Source organism: Dongia sp. agr-C8 (assembly GCF_054658695.1).
Genome location: NZ_BAAGHZ010000002.1, coordinates 1247758 through 1263169 on the forward strand (window position 1 = coordinate 1247758; position 15412 = coordinate 1263169).

Consider the following 15412-nt stretch of genomic DNA (forward strand, 5'->3'; position numbering starts at 1 on the left):
ACTCCCCCAACTCGCTCTTTACGCCGCCGCGCTGCGTTTCCCCAGCCGGTCGCGATAGCGCTTCGGCGTCAGGCCGAAGAAATGCGAGAACTGCCGCGTGAAATAGCTCTGGTCGCAGAAGCCGCATTGCAGTGCGATCTCCGAGATCGGCTCCTTGCTGGAGAGCAGCAGCTTGGCCGCGGTCTGGACCCGGATCCGGTTGATGAACTTCGACGGCGAGATCTTGAACAGCTTCACGAACCGCTTGCGGAACTGGCTCTCGGAGAGGCCGGCGATCCTGGCCAGCTCCGAGACTTCGAGCGAGCTGCGGTAGCGCTCCTCGACGGCAGCGATTACCTTGGAGAACTGGCGATAGCCCTCGGGCAGCAGATCGGTGGTGCCCACCGGCCGGGTCAGGCCCATCACCCCGCAGATCTCGCCGCCGCGATTGCGGGCCGGCGTCTTGGTGGTCAGCACCCAGAGCAGGCGCCCGGTCTCGTTGACGATGACCTCGAGCTTGTTGACGATCGGCTTGCCGGATTCGATCACCGAGCGGTCGTCCTGGATGATCTCCCGCGCGATCTCCTCGGGATAGAAATCCCAGTCGGTCTTGCCGAGCACCTCGCTCTTGCGCGACGCGTTGAACAGGGTGAGCGTCGCGGAGTTGCATTCCTGCCAGCGACTCTCGACGTCCTTCACGTAGAAATAGACGTCGGCCAGATGGTCGAGGATTTCGGGCAGGTTGTCGGGGGTGCAAGGCAGCACGGCGTCCCGGTGATTGTCCCGGGATTCCTCGCGTGCCTGCCTCTGCCGCCCCGCAAAGTTCATGGCCTTCGGGCGGGATCCGTGTCTCCCCCAGCCGGATCCCCTGCCCGCCTCCGCCTGAGCGCCTAGTTCTTGCCGGCGAGCAGCTGTTTCACCATGGCCTGGATCAAACGCGGCAGGTCATAGGGGAAGCGCGCGGTGATCAGGTTGCCGTCGACCACGCAGGGCTCGTCGAGCACGGTGGCGCCGGCGTTCTTGAGATCGACCTGGATATTCCAGACCGCGGTCGCCTTCTTGCCCTTGAGGATCTCGGCCGAGACCATCACCCACTGGCCGTGGCAGATCGCGGTGGTGGGCTTGCCCGCCTTGTGCATGTCCTGGACGAAGCTGCGGCAATGCGGATCCATGCGCAAAGCGTCCGGGTTCCAGCAGCCGCCCGGCAGCAGCACGGCGTCGTAGTCGCCGGCCTTGGCCTCGTCGGTGTATTTGTCGATCTTCAGCCAGCCGGCATTCTCCATCAGCCGGATCGCGAGCACGTGGGTCGCGCATTGCGGCGGGAAGCGGAGCCCCAGGGTCGGGTGGAACTCGCCGATCCGCGGGCTGACGATGTGGACGGTAGCGCCGTGCTCGCTGAGCCAACGCTGCGCGCCGATGATCTCGACTTCCTCGACGCCGTTGGTGCAACAGATCGCGATCTTCTTGCCCTTCAGGAGATTCGGGTTCGACGGCGGGTCGAACAGGAAGGCGTTGAGCTCGCGGTTCAGCTCGCCGTCGGCGGTGACCAGCAGCTCGGTCGAGATCGACGGAACCGGGGAAGTCGACATCAACTGCTGCATGCGGTTGACGTGGCCGGCTTGGGGAAGATTGCTCATGTGTCGTGCTCCCTATCAGGAGGTTGTTTGAAGGACTCTCAGCTGCGGCGCCGGTTCATGACCGTGATCAGGCCGGCGAGCACGCAGGCGATCACCGCGACCGACCAGGTGAAGCTGTGCATGTACCAGGGCTTCGCGGCGAGCTGCACCTTGCCCGCCGTGGTGTTGGGATCCGGCGGGGCCAGGAAGAACACCCCGTAGAGCGAGGCGGCGAAGATCGAGACCAGCAAGGCGATGCAGAAGATCATCGCCACGACCATGGCGACCTTGATCACCGTCCGCATCGGCACGCCGGGCTGCGCCAGCGGCAGCAGGTTGTTGATCAGGCCGGCCAGCACCACGAGGATGCAGCCGATCGTGAACAGCGTGATGGTGAACGGCTGGAAGATCAGCAGCAGCGCGAGCACGCCCAGGCCGATGATCGCGTATTCGAGCCGGAGCGCGGTCGCAGGTCCCATGCCGCGGTTGTTCTGGACCTCGTTGCTCATGCGCGCACCGCCCTTCCGTCTTCGGCAAAGACATGGGTCTGGGCGCGGTCGGGCACCAGATGCAGCACCTCGCCGGTCTTCACCCGCTTGTCGCGCGGGACCACCACGCGGATGTCGCCGCCGGTCTTGGTCCGGGCATGGATCAGCGTCTCCGCCCCCATCGGCTCAATCAGCTCGGCCAGGGCTTCGATCGTGTCCTGGGTGTCCTGCGAGACCGCCGTGAAGGCGCGCGGGCGGACGCCGACGGTGACCTTGCCCGGGGCCAGGTTGCCAACCGCCGGATCGACGCTGAGGTCGACGTCCTGCTGGTCGAACACCACTTTGGCCTTGCCGTTGCTGTAGCCCTTGAACTGCGCCTCGATCAGATTCATCTGCGGCGTGCCGATGAAGCTGGCGACGAAGACGTTGGCCGGCTTGGCGAAGACCTCGTGGGGACTGCCCACCTGCTCGATCAGCCCGTCGCGCATGATGGCGATGCGATCCGCCATGGTCAGCGCTTCCAGCTGATCGTGGGTCACGATCACCGTCGCCTTGGAGAGATTGGAGAGCACGCCCTTGATCTGGCCGCGCATCGAATGGCGGAGCTCGACGTCGAGCCGCGACAGCGGCTCGTCGAACAGGAAGCAATTGGGATCGCGCACGATGGCGCGCGCCACCGCGATGCGCTGCTTCTCGCCTTCGGAGATCTGGCCCGGCAGCCGGTCCAGCACCTCGCGCAGGTGCAGGATGTCGGCGACCTTGTTGACCCGCCGCTCCATGTCCGCCTTGCCGATCTTCTCGTAATGCAGCGGCATCGCGATGTTCTGGCCGACCGTCAACGCCGGGTAGAGGGCGTAGAACTGGAACACCATGGCGATGTTGCGCTTCTCGGGCGACAGATCGTTCATGCGCTGGCCGGCGATCACCACGTCTCCGGCGGTGGCGCGTTCCAGGCCGGCGATCATCCGGAGCGTGGTGGTCTTGCCGCAGCCCGAGGGCCCGAGCAGGCAGACGACCTCGCCGGCCGCGACCTTGAGATCGGCGTCCCGGACCGCGGTGAAGTCGCCGAACTTCTTGGTGAGTTTGCGGATTTCAATCGTGGACATGACTACTTCTTCACCGTGCCGAAGGTGACGCCGCGCAGCAGGTGGTCCTGCAGGAAGAACGTGACCAGGAAGACCGGGATCAGGAACAGCGTCTCGATCGCCGCCAGCAGGGTCCAGTCGGTGCCGCGGCCGCCCGAGGACACCGCCTGGTTCATCGCGACCGGCACGGTGCGGGTGTCCGGCCCGGTCAGCAGCAGCGCGAACAGGAACTCGTTCCAGGTGAGGATCAGGCCGAAGACGAAGGTCGCGGCAAGGCCGGCGATCACCTGCGGCAGGCAGATCTTGAAGAACACCTTGATCTCGGACGAGCCGTCGATCCGGGCCGCGTCCTCGACGTCGGTGGAGAGCTCGTCGAAGAAGCTCTTCATCATCCAGATCGTGAAGGCGAGGTTGAACGCCGTATAAAGCAGGATGATGCCGGTATAGGAGCCGGCGAGGCCGGCCGCGCGGAACATGAGGATGATCGGGATGATCACCACGATCGCCGGCAGCATGCGCGTCGTCAGGATGATGAAGAGATAGGTGTCATTGCCCTTGAGCGGATAGCGCGAGAAGCCATACGACGCCAGCGTGCCCAGGATCAGCGCCAGCAGCACCGAGACCGAGGCGATCACGATCGAATTGAAGAAGAAGCGATCGAAACCGGTCGCTTCCGGTGCGCCGCCCACGGTCATGACGCGCTCGAACACCGAGCCGAAATTCTCCAGCGTCGGCGTGAAGACGAACTGCTCGGGGATGAGGCCGAACAGCGAGGTCGGCGAGAGCGTCGGCGGCACCGAGAGCGCCACGTCCTGCGGCTTGATCGCGGTGAAGATGATGAACAGCACCGGCAGGAAGTAGATGAAGCTCACCAGCGCCACGATCGCCGTGCGGCCCCAGCCGGCATCGGAGACGCCGCCGTTGCCGCCCTTCAGGCCCAGCCGTTCCAGGAGAGAGATGCCGCTTGCCATGGTTGTCAGCCCTCCCGGTTCCGGCGGTTGGCGAGGTAGAGGTAGAGGTTGGTCAGCACGATGACCATGAACAGCATGATGTAGGAGATCGCCGCACCCTCGGAGGTCTTGTTCTGCTCGTTGGCGATGCGGATCAGGTGATAGGAGATGGTCATGGTGTCGTTGCCGCCCTTGGTCAGCAGGATCACCAGGTCGGCGAGCTTGAAGGCCTCGATGGTGCGGAACAGCAGCGCCAGCATCAGCAGGCTGCGGATATAGGGGAAGGTGATGCTCCAGAAGCGCCGCCAGGCCGAGACCCGGTCGATCGCCGCCGCCTCGTAGAGATATTTCGGCACCGAGACCAGGCCGGCCAGCACCAGCAGCATGACGAAGGGCGACCACATCCAGGCATCGGCGAAGACGATGCCGCCGACGGCGCCGGCCTTGCTGTCCATCAGGATGAACTGGCCGTCCGACATGCTGTTGATGACGTAGCTCAGGATGCCGAAGGTCGGGTCGTAGTAATAGGTGAAGAACACGCCCGAGGCGACGACCGAGAGCATCATCGGCGTCAGCACCAGGATCAGCAGGTATTTGCGCAGCGGAAACTGCTTGGCGAACAGCATCGCCAGGAGGAAACCAGTCAGCATCTGCGCCGAAACCGTCAGGACGACGAAGAGCGCGGTGTTGAACAGTGCGTGCCAGTTGTCGGGCGCCGCGATGTCATTGGTCAGGACGCGGATGTAGTTGGCCAGGCCGACGAAGCGGATCGACTGCTGGTTCGAGTTGTAGGCGAAGAACGAGAGCCCCAGCGACCAGAGCAGGGGAAAGATGTTCATCACGAACAGCACCGCGATCGCGGGCGCCACCAGCAGGCCGCCGTAATAGCGCCGGCGATAGGCGTTCACCACGAAAGCCGCGGCCACCATTGCCACCATGGCGCCGACGACCCAGAACGAGATCGAAGCGGGCAAGGCAAGTGCGGCGGTGACTGAGACGGCCAGGCCGGCCAGGATCGCCAGCCGCCAATTATCGGCGGCCACCGCCAGCAGGGCGGGGCGAGCGCGGTCCGGTCTTGTTGCAGGCACAGCGTCCATAAGCATTCAGCGACACGTCAATAAGTCGGCGGTTGCAGGGCAACCCGCGGAGATCCGGGCGATGCCGGATCTCCCCAGGCCGAAAGTCGAGACTCCCGCCCGGCGCGTGCCGGGCGGAAGCCTTTGGTCGGGTCGTTACTGGATCAGGCCCGCCTGGGTCAGCAGGTCCTGTTGGAACTTGGCGATGTTGTCCAAGGTCGTCTTGGCGTCCTGCTTGCCGGTGATGGCGAGGTCGAACTGGTCCTGCTGCTGGGTCAGGAGCTCGAAGAACTGCGGCACGTGCCACACGTCCTTCTGCCAATCCAGCTGCGGGGCCCAGGCCCGGTTCCACGGACGGTAGGTCGTGTACTTGGGATCCTCGTACACCGCCTTGACGGCCGATTGGCCGCCGCCGGCCGCGAACTGGTGCTGGATGTCGTTGGACAGCCACCACTTCACGAACTCGACGGCCTCCTTGATCTGGATGTCGGTGGTCCAGGTGGTCAGCACGAAGGGCTGGCCGCCGATGTTGGACCATTTGACGTTCTTGCCGTCGACCATGGTGCCCGGCATCTGGCCGAAGACCAGCTTGTCGGAGACCTTGGAGGTTTTCGGATCGAGCGAGGCTTCACCCAAGCCGATCCAGTCGATGTTCATGGCCACCTTGCCTTCGCGGAACAGCTCGTCCGACTTGAAGATGTCCATGGTGCCGGTCTTGGCCACCGGCGGCATGTACTCGATCAGCTGGAGGTACTTCTCCAGCGCCTTCACGGCTTCCGGCGAGTTGACCACGCCTTCCGCCTGACCCGACGGAGCCTTGGTCTCGTCCCAGATGTTCCCGCCCATCTGCCAGATCAGGCCGTTGATCTGCATCGACGAGAAGTCGTAGCCCTTGCCCGCCTGGAAGGCGATGCCGTAGAAGTCGTCGTCCGCCGGCTTGCCGGCCAGCATCTCGCCCTTCTTGCGGCGGAAGAACTCGCCGACGTTCTTGAAGTCGTCCCAGGTCATGGCGTCGATTTCTTCGCCGGTGCAGGGCAGCTTCTTGCTGTACTTCGCCTGGAAGTTCTTCTGCTCGGTTTCGTCGCAGAGCACATCCTTGCGGCCGTAGGTCACCAGCACGTCCGGGAACTGCGGGAAGCCGTAGTAGTTCTCCGACTTGTACGGATAGGTCGCGTAGGCGTTGAGCGGGTTCGGATGGATCGTGAAGAAGATCTTCTTGAACTCCGGATCGGCGTCGAGAAGATCGTTGATCTTGCGGTAGTAGCCGCCCTCGACGAAGGCGCCAAGCCACTGCGAATCCGAGACGATGAAGTTGTACTTCTTCTCGCCCGAGGTCAGCGAGGCGTTGACCCGGGTATAGAAGTCGGGCCAGGGAATGAAGTCGACGTCGAGCTTCACGGTGTTGCCGGACTTCGGCTTGTACTGCTCGTCGAAGAACTTCTTCATGATGCGCGTCGGCGGCCAATCGGGCACGGCCATCGTCAGCGTGACTTCTTCGGCGCGGGCGGTCGAAACATCGGCCACCCCCAATGACGCGGCAACACCCGCCGCCATCAATGCGCCTTTGATTTTCGTCCTGGTACTCATCTTCGGCTTTCCTCCCACGTTATTTGTTGCCGATTTTCCTTCTTGGCCCCTTTTGGTCAGTTGATGCCCTCAGGCAATCACCTGCCCGCTCGAAGCCCGGAAGATGTGAAACTTGGCTGGATCGAGCACGACCGATGCGGGCTGGCCGGGCTCGAGGCCCGACGCCGCCGATTCCGGCAGCACCATGCGCAAGGTCTCGCCGCCCGCTTCGACCGAGACCACGGTCACGTCACCCAGGGGCTCCAGCATGGCGATGCTGGCATCGAGCCCCGGCTCGCCGCCGCCGGCGAAGCGGATGTCGTTTGGCCGGATGCCGACGATCGCCGCCTCGCCGCCGGAGGCACTTTGCAGGCGCCGCCCGAAGGGCAGCGCCCCGATCGCGGATTCCAGCGCCGAGCCGTCGCTCGCCAGCTTGCCCTGGATCATGTTCATGTGCGGCGAGCCGATCTTGCCGGCGACATAGAGATCGCGCGGCTGCTCGTAGAGCTCGTCGGGCGTGCCGATCTGGACGATGGCGCCGTCCCGCATCACCGCGATCTCTTCGCCCATCGACAGCGCCTCGAGCTCGTCGGGCGTCGCATAGACGATGGTGAGGCCGAACTGCCGGTGCAGGCGCTTCAGCTCCGCGCGCATTTCATGCCGGAGCTTGGCGTCGAGATTGGTCAGCGGCTCGTCCAAGAGCAGGATCTTCGGATGCCGGATCAGCGAGCGGCCCAGGGCCACGCGCTGCTGCTCGCCGCCCGAGAGCGTGTTCGGCTTGCGGTCGATTTTCTTGTCGAGCCGCAGCATCGCCGCGGTCTCTTTCACCCGGCGGTCGATCTCGCTCTTCGCCACCTTCTCCTCGACCAGCGGATAGGCGAAGTTCTGATAGACGGTGAGATGCGGATAGAGCGCGAAGGATTGGAACACCATGGAGACGCCGCGTCCGGCGATCGGTTCGTTGGTCCAGTCCTTGCCGAAGATCTCCACCCGTCCCCGATCCGGCGTCACCAGGCCGGCGATCGTGCGCAACGTCGTGGTCTTGCCCACCGAGCTCGGGCCGAACAGCACGAAGAACCGGCCTTCCGCCACGTTGAACGAAAGATTCTCGAGCGCGCGCACGCGGCCATAGGCCTTGCTCACCTTGGCCAGACTCAGCGCGAAATTCTCGACCTGCCCCATCGCCTCCCCCGCTACTGCGCCGGCTGGACTTGCCGGGCGGCCGTTGCATGAGCCTCCCGGGCGCGCAACGGCGATACTTCTTCATTGGGCCCTACCCTCTTTGGAGCGAGCCTTCTCGTCTTGTGAGTATCGTGGAGATTTTTGTGTAAATCACTCATTTGATGCAAGCCCGGATTTGCATGCACGATACCAATGTGACCGGAACGCCACGAAAATCGAACCACTTGCCTCAAAGATGAGCAAAGCTTCACCTCAGAACCCATCAGACAAAAGCCAACAACAGGCGTCGACGCGAGCGGTCGATATGCTCGCGCATGGCGCGTTCGGCGCCGACAGCATCGCCGGATGACAAGGCGACCAGCAGGCTTTCGTGCTCGCCAAGAGCCTCCTCGGTCACGCGGGCGTGAAACATCAGCCGGAAGATGTGAAAGTGGATATGCAGATGCGCCAGGGTATCCCGGATCAGCTCGTTGCCCGCGATCTCCAGGATCTGGTCATGCAATTCCGCATCGAGCCGCGCAAATCCCGAATATTTCATCCGTTCGCGTCCGCCATCGAGCCGCCGCATCTGCTCCGCGGTCTCGGTCAGCTTGCGCATGTTGTCTTCGGTGATCTGGCTCGCCGCGCGCCGCGCCGCGTCTGGTTCCAGCAGCAGCCGCATCTCATAGAGCTCGTCGAAGTGCCGGCGGGTGATCTGCGGGGCGGCGCTGTAGCCGACGAGATGCGTCTTCACCACCAGGCCTTCGCCCTCTAGGCGGCCCAACGCCTCGCGGATCGGTGTCTGCGAGACTTCGAGTTCGCGCACCAAGCCATCCACGGTGATGCGGGACCCGGGCGCAATCTCGAGGGACATCAGCTTGTTGAAGATCGCCCCGTAGACGTCGTCCGCCAGACCCTTGTGACGCTGGATCGCCATAAGCCTCCCGTTGAACTCCGGACCGCCTTGCCGGCGGCTTCTCATCGCTCAGATTTGTCATGTCTTGACAGCAAGACACAACAAAGAAATATGATCGCCTATAAGAAATATCCTATACGATCTAATATACGATCTCAATAACAAATCCCGAGAACGCAAAAACGCCTCGGATAAACAGGGAGTTAGGGGAGATGCAGAACGCTATCGGATCTTTCTCTGTGATGCGCATGCCGCGCGAAATCGTCTTCGGCGAGGGCCAGATCGGCGCCACCGCCGCGGTATCCGCGCGCCTCGGGTCGCGGATTCTGATCTGCACCGATGCCCGTTTCGCCGGCGGCGAAGCCTTCGCAGCGCTGCACCAGAGCCTGCGCGCTGCGGGACTGGCGGTGCATGTCTTCGACGCGGTCGAGCCCGATCTGCCGAGCGAGAACGTCTATCGCTGCGCCGACCGGGCGCGCGGTTTCGCGCCGGAAGTCGTCATCGGGGTCGGCGGCGGCAGTTGCATCGACATGGCGAAATGCGCGTCGCTGATCCTCACCCACGGCGGGAAGCTCGAAGACTATTACGGCGAGTTCAAGATCCCGTCGCGCATGCTGCCGGTGATCGCGATCCCCACCACCGCGGGCACCGGATCCGAGGTGACACCGGTCGCCGTCGTCTCGGATTCCAACCGCACGCTGAAGGTCGGCATCTCCAGCCCCTACATGGTCCCCGCGGCCGCGATCTGCGACCCGGTGCTGACCTGGACCTGCCCGCCCAAGCTGACGGCGATCGCCGGCGCGGACGCGCTGACCCACGCGATCGAAGCCTTCACCGCCTTCCGCCGCGTGCCCGATCCCATGCTGGCGCAGCAGCACGTCTTCGTCGGCAAGAATGATTTCAGCGACGTCTTCGCTTTGCGCGCCATCGCCCTGATCGGGCGCAGCCTGGAGCAGGCCTATACCGACGGCAGTCACCGCCAGGCGCGCTCGGACATGATGCAGGGCGCACTGGCGGCGGGCTGCGCCTTCGGTGCCGCCGGCACCTCGCTGGCCCATGCGGTGCAGTATCCGATCGGCGCGCTGACCCATACGGCGCATGGCATCGGCGTCGCCGCGATCCTGCCCTATGCGATGAGCTATAACCGCGTCGCCGCGACGGCCGAGATGGCCGAGGTCGCGGTGGCGCTGGGCGCCGATCGCGCGCGGCACACGACCGAGGATTTGTCGCTGATCGCGATCCGGGAAGTGGCGCGGCTGTTCGCCGCGATCGGCATCCCGGCCGATCTCAAGGCGCTCGGCCTGCCGGAGGACCGGATCGACTGGACGGCGGAATCCGCCGTAGGCATCGGCCGGCTGATCAAGAACAACCCGCGGCCGATCGATCTCGACGGCATGCGCCGCTTTCTCGGCGCTGCCCATCGCGGCGATCTCGCCGCCGCCGCCCAGTGAGGAACGCCATCATGGATCGGACCAACCCGAACAGCCCCATCGACTCCCTCAAGGCCGCGCGCGGCCTCTTTATCGGCGGCACATGGCGCAGCGCCACCGGCGCCGCGACGATCCCGGTGCTCGATCCATCGGCCGAGAGCGTGCTGGCCGAGGTCCCGGATGCGACGCTGGAAGACGCCGCCGGGGCAGTCGATGCCGCCGCACAGGCGGCGGCCGACTGGGCGGCCACCCCGCCGCGCCGCCGCTCGGAAATCCTGCGCCGCTGCTTCGAGCTCATGACCGCCCGGGCGGAGGACTTCGCGCAGCTGATCTCCCTCGAGAACGGCAAGGCGTTGCGCGATGCCCGCGGCGAGGTCGCCTATGCCGCGGAGTTCTTTCGCTGGAACGCGGAAGAGGCGGTGCGTATCCGCGGTGATCTGATGACGGCGCCCTCGGGCACGAACCGGATCATCGTCGATCATCAGCCGATCGGCATCGCGATCCTGATCACGCCCTGGAACTTCCCGGCCGCCATGGCGACCCGCAAGATCGGCCCCGCGCTCGCCGCCGGCTGCACGGTCATCCTGAAGCCCGCCACCGAGACTCCCCTCACCGCCTATGCCATGGCGGCGTTGTGCGAAGAGGCGGGCGTGCCGCCCGGAGTCATCAACGTGCTGACCACGCGTAAGCCCGGCCCGGTGATCGGCGCCATGCTCGGCGATCCCAGGGTGCGCAAACTCTCCTTCACCGGATCGACCGGGGTCGGGCGCACGCTGCTGGCCGAAGCGGCGAAGAACGTGATCAGCTGCTCGATGGAGCTCGGCGGCAACGCGCCGGTCATCGTGTTCGACGACGCCGACCTCGACAATACGATCGAGGGCGTGATGCTGGCCAAGATGCGCAACGCCGGCCAGGCCTGCACCGCCGCCAACCGCATCTATGTCCAATCCGGGATCTACGACGCGTTCGCGGCGCGCCTCACCGGACGGATGGCGGCGCTCGCCGTCGGGCCCGGTACCGCACCGGAGACCGAATGCGGACCGATGATCTCCGCGGCTGCCGTTGCAAAGATCAGCCATCTGGTGGAGGACGCGAAGAGCCGCGGCGCCAGGCTGCTCTGCGGCGGCGAGCGGCCGAGCCGCAAAGGCTTCTACTATCCGCCGACCGTGCTCTCAGAAGTGCCCGCCGGGGCCGAAATGATCCGAGAGGAGATCTTCGGCCCGGTCGCCGCGCTCTGCCGCTTCGAGACCGAGGACGAGGCGATCGCGCGGGCCAACGACACGGAATACGGCCTTTCCGCCTATCTCTTCACCCGCGACATCGGGCGCGGCTTGCGGGTCGCGCGGCGGATCGAATCCGGCATGATCGCCCTCAACCGCGGGCTGGTCTCCGATCCGGCAGCGCCCTTCGGCGGCGTCAAGCAGAGCGGGCTCGGCCGCGAAGGCGGCGCCGACGGGATCTACGAGTTTCTGGAGACCAAGTACATCGCGGCCTCGATCTAACCCACTTGCACCGGTCGGCGGTTCGACCGCGCATCAACGGCGCTGACGCCAGATCGCGCGCCGGCGAGATCCCGACGCGCGCTGGGCGGGACTGGACGTGGCTTCGATCCCGGCCAGCCGGGCGCGCCACATCGCGTGAGTCTGCGGCTTCACGAACAGCATGATGATCTCGGGGTAGTCGCGGCGGATCGCGGCTTCGATACGTTCGACCGACCGCTCGATCTCTCCGGCATCGGCCGCCGGTTCGAAAGCCACGCTTAGCTCGGCGACGATCTGCTCCGGCCCGATATGCACGGTGTAGACGCCGTTGGCCATATGCACCGCCGGATCCTCGGAAGCCGCGCGCAGAATCGCCGCTTCCAGCTCCGGCGAGGCCTGCTCGCCCAGCAGCAGGCCCTTGGTCTCGGTGGCGAGGAACACCGCCATCGTGCCCAGCACCAGGCTGATCCCGATCGAGGCGATACCGTCCAGGGCCGGCAGGCGCAGCAACTGCGCACCGAGAATGCCGACAAAGGCGATGCCCAGGCCGAGCAAGGCGGCGCTGTCTTCCAGCAGCACGGTGAAGGTCGCGGGATTCTTGCTGCGACGGATCGCGGCGACGTAACCGAGCTCACCCTTCTGCCGGGCAAACTCCTTGACCGCAACGCGCAGCGACACCCCCTCGCAGAGCATCGCGACCAGCAGCACCGCGTAGGTCACGGAGAAGTTCCGGATATCTTCCGGGTGCAGCAGGTGCTGGACGCCCTCATAGAAGGAAACGCCGGCGCCGAGCGCGAAGAACAGCAGCGCGACGACGAAGCTCCAGAAATAGACCTCGCGGCCATGGCCGAAGGGATGCGCGAGGTCCGCCGGCCGCTTCGCCCGCCGCATGCCGTAGAGCAGCAGCACCTCGTTGCCGCAGTCGACCAGCGAATGTGCGCCCTCGCTCAGCATCGCCGAGCTGCCGGTGAACCAAGCCGCGGCGAACTTGGCGACCGCGATCACCAGGTTGCCGGTCAGCGCGACGATGACCGTCTTCTTCGACCCCTCCGCCGCCGCAAGGCTGCGCCGGCGGCGGGAGTCCATCTGCAATCCGATCGCTTGGGCCATGTGAGGCCAACCAGCGCAACCGGACGAGGTTCCGTCGCAATCCGGCTTTCAGAGCAGCTCGATCAGCACGCGGCCGTTTTCGACCTTGGTGCGATAGGTCCAGAGATCGACGCAAGCCGGCACCCGCAAGGCCTCGCCGGTCTTGTAGTCGAATTGCCCATTGTGCTTCGGGCACTCGATCACGTTGTCCATCACCAGGCCGTCACTAAGATGGACCTTCTCATGGGTGCAGAGCCCGTCGGTGCAGAAATATTCGTTCTCGGGGCTGCGGTAGATGGCGAAGGTCTTCGCGCCGTGATCGAAGCGGATGACCTCCTCCAGCTCGATGTCCTCGGTCCCGCAAGCGTCGATCCACTCCGCCATGCTGTCTCCCTTCGCGCTCAGGCCGCGGCCTGCCGTTTCGCGTTCAGGCGATCGCGCTTCTTCTTGAAGCGCGCGTTCATCAGCGCCTCGCCTTCCTTGCTGCCGTCGTGCCAGGTGCCGAGCCACTTGTCGAGCGGGATCAGCCCGTCGCCGCCGTAGTTCACCTCGAAGAACTTGTGGTGCAGGTAATGGGCATAGGCATGGCTCCTGAGCTTCCACCTGCCGCCGAGCGCGAGATGGTCGAAGCCGATATGCCCGTTGATCGCGCCGAAGCCGGCGAGATGCAGCTGGAACAGCGCCAGGACCGGGTTCGACGGGATGACCAGATGCCAGAAGGCCACCGCGTGATAGATGAAGCCCTCGACGGGATGCATCGAGAGCGAGGACCATGGCGAGGGATTGACCGAGTTGTGATGCACCGAATGCACCCACTTGTAGAGCAGGGGCGTGTGAATCAGCCGGTGGATCAGGAAGAAGTGCATCTCGTGCAGCATCGGCGCGAAGAAGGCGAGTGCGGCGAGATAGACCGGGTGATCCACCCAATGCAGCCAGGGTACCGCCCCGGTCGCGAAGCACCAGAGGAACAGCACCTCGACGAAGGTCCAGAGCGGGATGCTGAACAGGAAGCAGCGCAGCGCATTGTCGAGATTCTGGCTCTTGAACCAGAAGACCTCGGAAGGCTGCTCGGCCGGAAAGCGGCCGTTATACTTGAACTGCGTCCCCTGCTTCCGGCGCGTGTAGAAGAAGAACTCGATCGCGCCGTACATCACGAAGATCGCCGCGGCGTTCACGGCATAGAGCCGGAGCGCCCAGTCCCAGCGCAGCGTCTTCATGACCTCGACGTCGGGAACCACCAGGTACCAGTAGGCCAGCGCCGTCGCCATGTGAAAGGCGTTCCAGGGGAACAGGTAGCCGGGCAGCCATTTCAGGATGGCAACGGGACTGAGCGGCCAGTGCCAATAGGGCGGCAGCTCCAGCCGAGCTGCAGGCTTCCAGTCGCCGCGCTTGTCTCGTGTTCCGAATGCCAGATCGTCCATCGATCCATCGCCCCTTGGCCGGTGCGAACACGGTGCGCCAACGGCTGGATCGTGACAATTGGAAAACAAAACCGGTGGAAAAGAAAAGCGGCGGGCGCCTTTCGGTGCCCGCCGCTGAGGATGAGAGATTGCGCCGGCTTACTTGCCGATGCAGGTATCCACGGTCTCCGGCGTGCAGACGTCGAGGCCGGTATAGGTCGGATCGGCCGGGGCCGCCTTGCCGTTCTTCATGTCATTCAAGAACAGCATGGTCTTGTAGCCCATCTCGAAGGGACGCTGGCCGACCTGACCGAGGGACAGGCCTTCCTTCATCTGATCGATCTGGACTGGCAGAGTGTCGGCGACGACCAGGGCCAGCGACTTGTCGGCGATCTGCGCCTTGAAGGGCTCGACCGCCGCGCGGTTCGCATCAGGAATGAACTGCGGGAAGCCGCCCGTCGGGATGAAGGCATCCAGCTTCGGATTCTTCGCCATGATGTCCTGGAACTGCTGCACCGAGCGCGGGAAGTCATCATCGGTGTAGAGCGGGCAGCCGTCGATTTCGGTCCAACCGTTCTGGCCGGTCAGACGGTCACCGGGGCTCGCCGCCGACTGCTTGCCGGCGAGCGTGTCGCGGATACCCTGCATACGCTCGTTGTGGTTGGCCGCGGCCGCACCACCCGACTGGATGCAGATCGTGCCACCCTTCGGCTTGGCGGCCATGGCGAGCTTCGCCAAGTTCACGCCGATCTCGTAGTTGTGCGTGCCGACATAGGCGACGCGCAGGTCCTTGTTCTCCGGCAGCAGGTCGGAGTCCCAGGTCAGCACCGGAATGCCGGCTTCCTTGGCGGCCTGCAACGCCACCGCCATGGCGGCCGCATTGGAGGGCGACACGGCGATGCCGTCGACCTTCTTGGCGACCAGATCCTGGACGATGGTCACCTGCTCGTCGCCGCCGCCATGCTCGCCGGGGCCGATATACATGCACTCGAACGCGCCGTTCGATTCCGCCTCGGCCTTCTTGCAGCCGTCGCGGGCCTGATCGAAGAACGGGTTGTTCATGTTCTTCGGCACCAGTGCGAAGACGAACTTCGCCTGCGCGCCGCTGGCGGCCATCATCATCGCCCCGAAGGCAACGGCCGTCGTCAAAAGCAGCTTCTTCATGAGGTCTCCTC

Annotated in this window: 16 protein-coding genes; 3 read left to right on the forward strand and 13 right to left on the reverse strand. The window is 64.7% G+C overall.

The window, feature by feature from the left end:
• Positions 1-18: 18 nt before the first annotated feature.
• The 7 genes from ACYQ4T_RS13515 to ACYQ4T_RS13545 all read right to left on the reverse strand — a co-directional run bounded on the left by ACYQ4T_RS13515 (position 19) and on the right by ACYQ4T_RS13545 (position 6640).
• Entirely contained in the window at positions 19-744 is a 726-nt protein-coding gene (locus tag ACYQ4T_RS13515) for an AraC family transcriptional regulator (protein ID WP_459854859.1), read from the reverse strand.
• Between the two features lie 125 nt (positions 745-869).
• The gene (locus ACYQ4T_RS13520; protein WP_459854862.1) at positions 870-1616 is read right to left on the reverse strand and encodes a type 1 glutamine amidotransferase domain-containing protein; all 747 of its coding nucleotides are present in this window, start codon (positions 1614-1616) and stop codon (positions 870-872) included.
• A 38-nt stretch (positions 1617-1654) separates the two neighbouring features.
• A complete protein-coding gene (locus ACYQ4T_RS13525; protein WP_459854864.1) occupies positions 1655-2104 on the reverse strand; it encodes a hypothetical protein in 450 nt (149 codons plus the stop codon).
• The gene (locus ACYQ4T_RS13530; protein ID WP_459854867.1) at positions 2101-3189 is read right to left on the reverse strand and encodes an ABC transporter ATP-binding protein; all 1089 of its coding nucleotides are present in this window, start codon (positions 3187-3189) and stop codon (positions 2101-2103) included. The genes ACYQ4T_RS13525 and ACYQ4T_RS13530 overlap by 4 nt, the downstream gene beginning before the upstream one ends.
• A gap of 2 nt (positions 3190-3191) precedes the next feature.
• Positions 3192-4139: a carbohydrate ABC transporter permease gene (locus tag ACYQ4T_RS13535; RefSeq protein WP_459854869.1), complete on the reverse strand. Its 948-nt coding sequence runs from the start codon at positions 4137-4139 to the stop codon at positions 3192-3194.
• Positions 4140-4144: 5 nt separating this feature from the next.
• Positions 4145-5161, reverse strand: a complete 1017-nt coding sequence (locus ACYQ4T_RS13540; protein ID WP_459854871.1) for a carbohydrate ABC transporter permease — start codon at positions 5159-5161, stop codon at positions 4145-4147.
• Between the two features lie 189 nt (positions 5162-5350).
• Positions 5351-6640, reverse strand: coding sequence for an extracellular solute-binding protein (locus tag ACYQ4T_RS13545; RefSeq protein ID WP_459854873.1), 1290 nt, complete (start codon positions 6638-6640; stop codon positions 5351-5353).
• Between ACYQ4T_RS13545 and ACYQ4T_RS13550 the strand changes: the two genes are divergently transcribed.
• Positions 6639-6845, forward strand: coding sequence for a hypothetical protein (locus tag ACYQ4T_RS13550; protein WP_459854875.1), 207 nt, complete (start codon positions 6639-6641; stop codon positions 6843-6845). The genes ACYQ4T_RS13545 and ACYQ4T_RS13550 overlap by 2 nt on opposite strands.
• A 5-nt stretch (positions 6846-6850) precedes the next feature.
• Here ACYQ4T_RS13550 and ACYQ4T_RS13555 read toward each other — a convergent pair whose 3' ends face one another.
• Together ACYQ4T_RS13555 and ACYQ4T_RS13560 are read right to left on the reverse strand one after the other, a co-directional pair.
• Positions 6851-7942, reverse strand: a complete 1092-nt coding sequence (locus ACYQ4T_RS13555; RefSeq protein WP_459854878.1) for an ABC transporter ATP-binding protein — start codon at positions 7940-7942, stop codon at positions 6851-6853.
• A 262-nt stretch (positions 7943-8204) separates the two neighbouring features.
• Positions 8205-8858 carry a GntR family transcriptional regulator gene (locus tag ACYQ4T_RS13560; protein ID WP_459854880.1) on the reverse strand — a complete coding sequence of 218 codons (654 nt, stop codon included), beginning with the start codon at positions 8856-8858 and terminating at the stop codon, positions 8205-8207.
• 227 nt (positions 8859-9085) lie between these two features.
• Between ACYQ4T_RS13560 and ACYQ4T_RS13565 the strand changes: the two genes are divergently transcribed.
• A complete protein-coding gene (locus ACYQ4T_RS13565; RefSeq protein WP_459854883.1) occupies positions 9086-10288 on the forward strand; it encodes an iron-containing alcohol dehydrogenase in 1203 nt (400 codons plus the stop codon).
• Between the two features lie 11 nt (positions 10289-10299).
• Complete coding sequence (locus ACYQ4T_RS13570; protein ID WP_459854886.1) at positions 10300-11769, forward strand: NAD-dependent succinate-semialdehyde dehydrogenase; 1470 nt, start codon at positions 10300-10302, stop codon at positions 11767-11769.
• A 33-nt stretch (positions 11770-11802) separates the two neighbouring features.
• On the opposite strand, the gene ACYQ4T_RS13575 is transcribed toward ACYQ4T_RS13570, so the two are convergent.
• The 4 genes from ACYQ4T_RS13575 to ACYQ4T_RS13590 all read right to left on the reverse strand — a co-directional run bounded on the left by ACYQ4T_RS13575 (position 11803) and on the right by ACYQ4T_RS13590 (position 15401).
• On the reverse strand, positions 11803-12858 hold the full coding sequence (locus ACYQ4T_RS13575; protein ID WP_459854889.1) for a cation diffusion facilitator family transporter: 1056 nt from the start codon (positions 12856-12858) through the stop codon (positions 11803-11805).
• 48 nt (positions 12859-12906) lie between these two features.
• Complete coding sequence (locus ACYQ4T_RS13580) at positions 12907-13221, reverse strand: MocE family 2Fe-2S type ferredoxin (protein ID WP_459854892.1); 315 nt, start codon at positions 13219-13221, stop codon at positions 12907-12909.
• 17 nt (positions 13222-13238) lie between these two features.
• Positions 13239-14258, reverse strand: coding sequence for a sterol desaturase family protein (locus ACYQ4T_RS13585; RefSeq protein WP_459854894.1), 1020 nt, complete (start codon positions 14256-14258; stop codon positions 13239-13241).
• Positions 14259-14396: 138 nt separating this feature from the next.
• Positions 14397-15401, reverse strand: a complete 1005-nt coding sequence (locus ACYQ4T_RS13590) for a sugar-binding protein (protein WP_459854897.1) — start codon at positions 15399-15401, stop codon at positions 14397-14399.
• Positions 15402-15412: the final 11 nt, after the last annotated feature.

Excerpts from the sequence above, each read along its gene's own strand:
- ACYQ4T_RS13520 (WP_459854862.1), bottom strand. The coding sequence starts at position 1,616 with ATGAGCAATCTTCCCCAAGCCGGCCACGTCAACCGCATGCAGCAGTTG.
- ACYQ4T_RS13525 (WP_459854864.1), bottom strand. The coding sequence starts at position 2,104 with ATGAGCAACGAGGTCCAGAACAACCGCGGCATGGGACCTGCGACCGCG.
- ACYQ4T_RS13530 (WP_459854867.1), bottom strand. The coding sequence starts at position 3,189 with ATGTCCACGATTGAAATCCGCAAACTCACCAAGAAGTTCGGCGACTTC.
- ACYQ4T_RS13535 (WP_459854869.1), bottom strand. The coding sequence starts at position 4,139 with ATGGCAAGCGGCATCTCTCTCCTGGAACGGCTGGGCCTGAAGGGCGGC.
- ACYQ4T_RS13550 (WP_459854875.1), top strand. The coding sequence starts at position 6,639 with ATGATGCGCGTCGGCGGCCAATCGGGCACGGCCATCGTCAGCGTGACT.
- ACYQ4T_RS13545 (WP_459854873.1), bottom strand. The coding sequence starts at position 6,640 with ATGAAGAAGTTCTTCGACGAGCAGTACAAGCCGAAGTCCGGCAACACC.
- ACYQ4T_RS13555 (WP_459854878.1), bottom strand. The coding sequence starts at position 7,942 with ATGGGGCAGGTCGAGAATTTCGCGCTGAGTCTGGCCAAGGTGAGCAAG.
- ACYQ4T_RS13560 (WP_459854880.1), bottom strand. The coding sequence starts at position 8,858 with ATGGCGATCCAGCGTCACAAGGGTCTGGCGGACGACGTCTACGGGGCG.
- ACYQ4T_RS13565 (WP_459854883.1), top strand. The coding sequence starts at position 9,086 with ATGCCGCGCGAAATCGTCTTCGGCGAGGGCCAGATCGGCGCCACCGCC.
- ACYQ4T_RS13570 (WP_459854886.1), top strand. The coding sequence starts at position 10,300 with ATGGATCGGACCAACCCGAACAGCCCCATCGACTCCCTCAAGGCCGCG.
- ACYQ4T_RS13575 (WP_459854889.1), bottom strand. The coding sequence starts at position 12,858 with ATGGCCCAAGCGATCGGATTGCAGATGGACTCCCGCCGCCGGCGCAGC.
- ACYQ4T_RS13580 (WP_459854892.1), bottom strand. The coding sequence starts at position 13,221 with ATGGCGGAGTGGATCGACGCTTGCGGGACCGAGGACATCGAGCTGGAG.
- ACYQ4T_RS13585 (WP_459854894.1), bottom strand. The coding sequence starts at position 14,258 with ATGGACGATCTGGCATTCGGAACACGAGACAAGCGCGGCGACTGGAAG.
- ACYQ4T_RS13590 (WP_459854897.1), bottom strand. The coding sequence starts at position 15,401 with ATGAAGAAGCTGCTTTTGACGACGGCCGTTGCCTTCGGGGCGATGATG.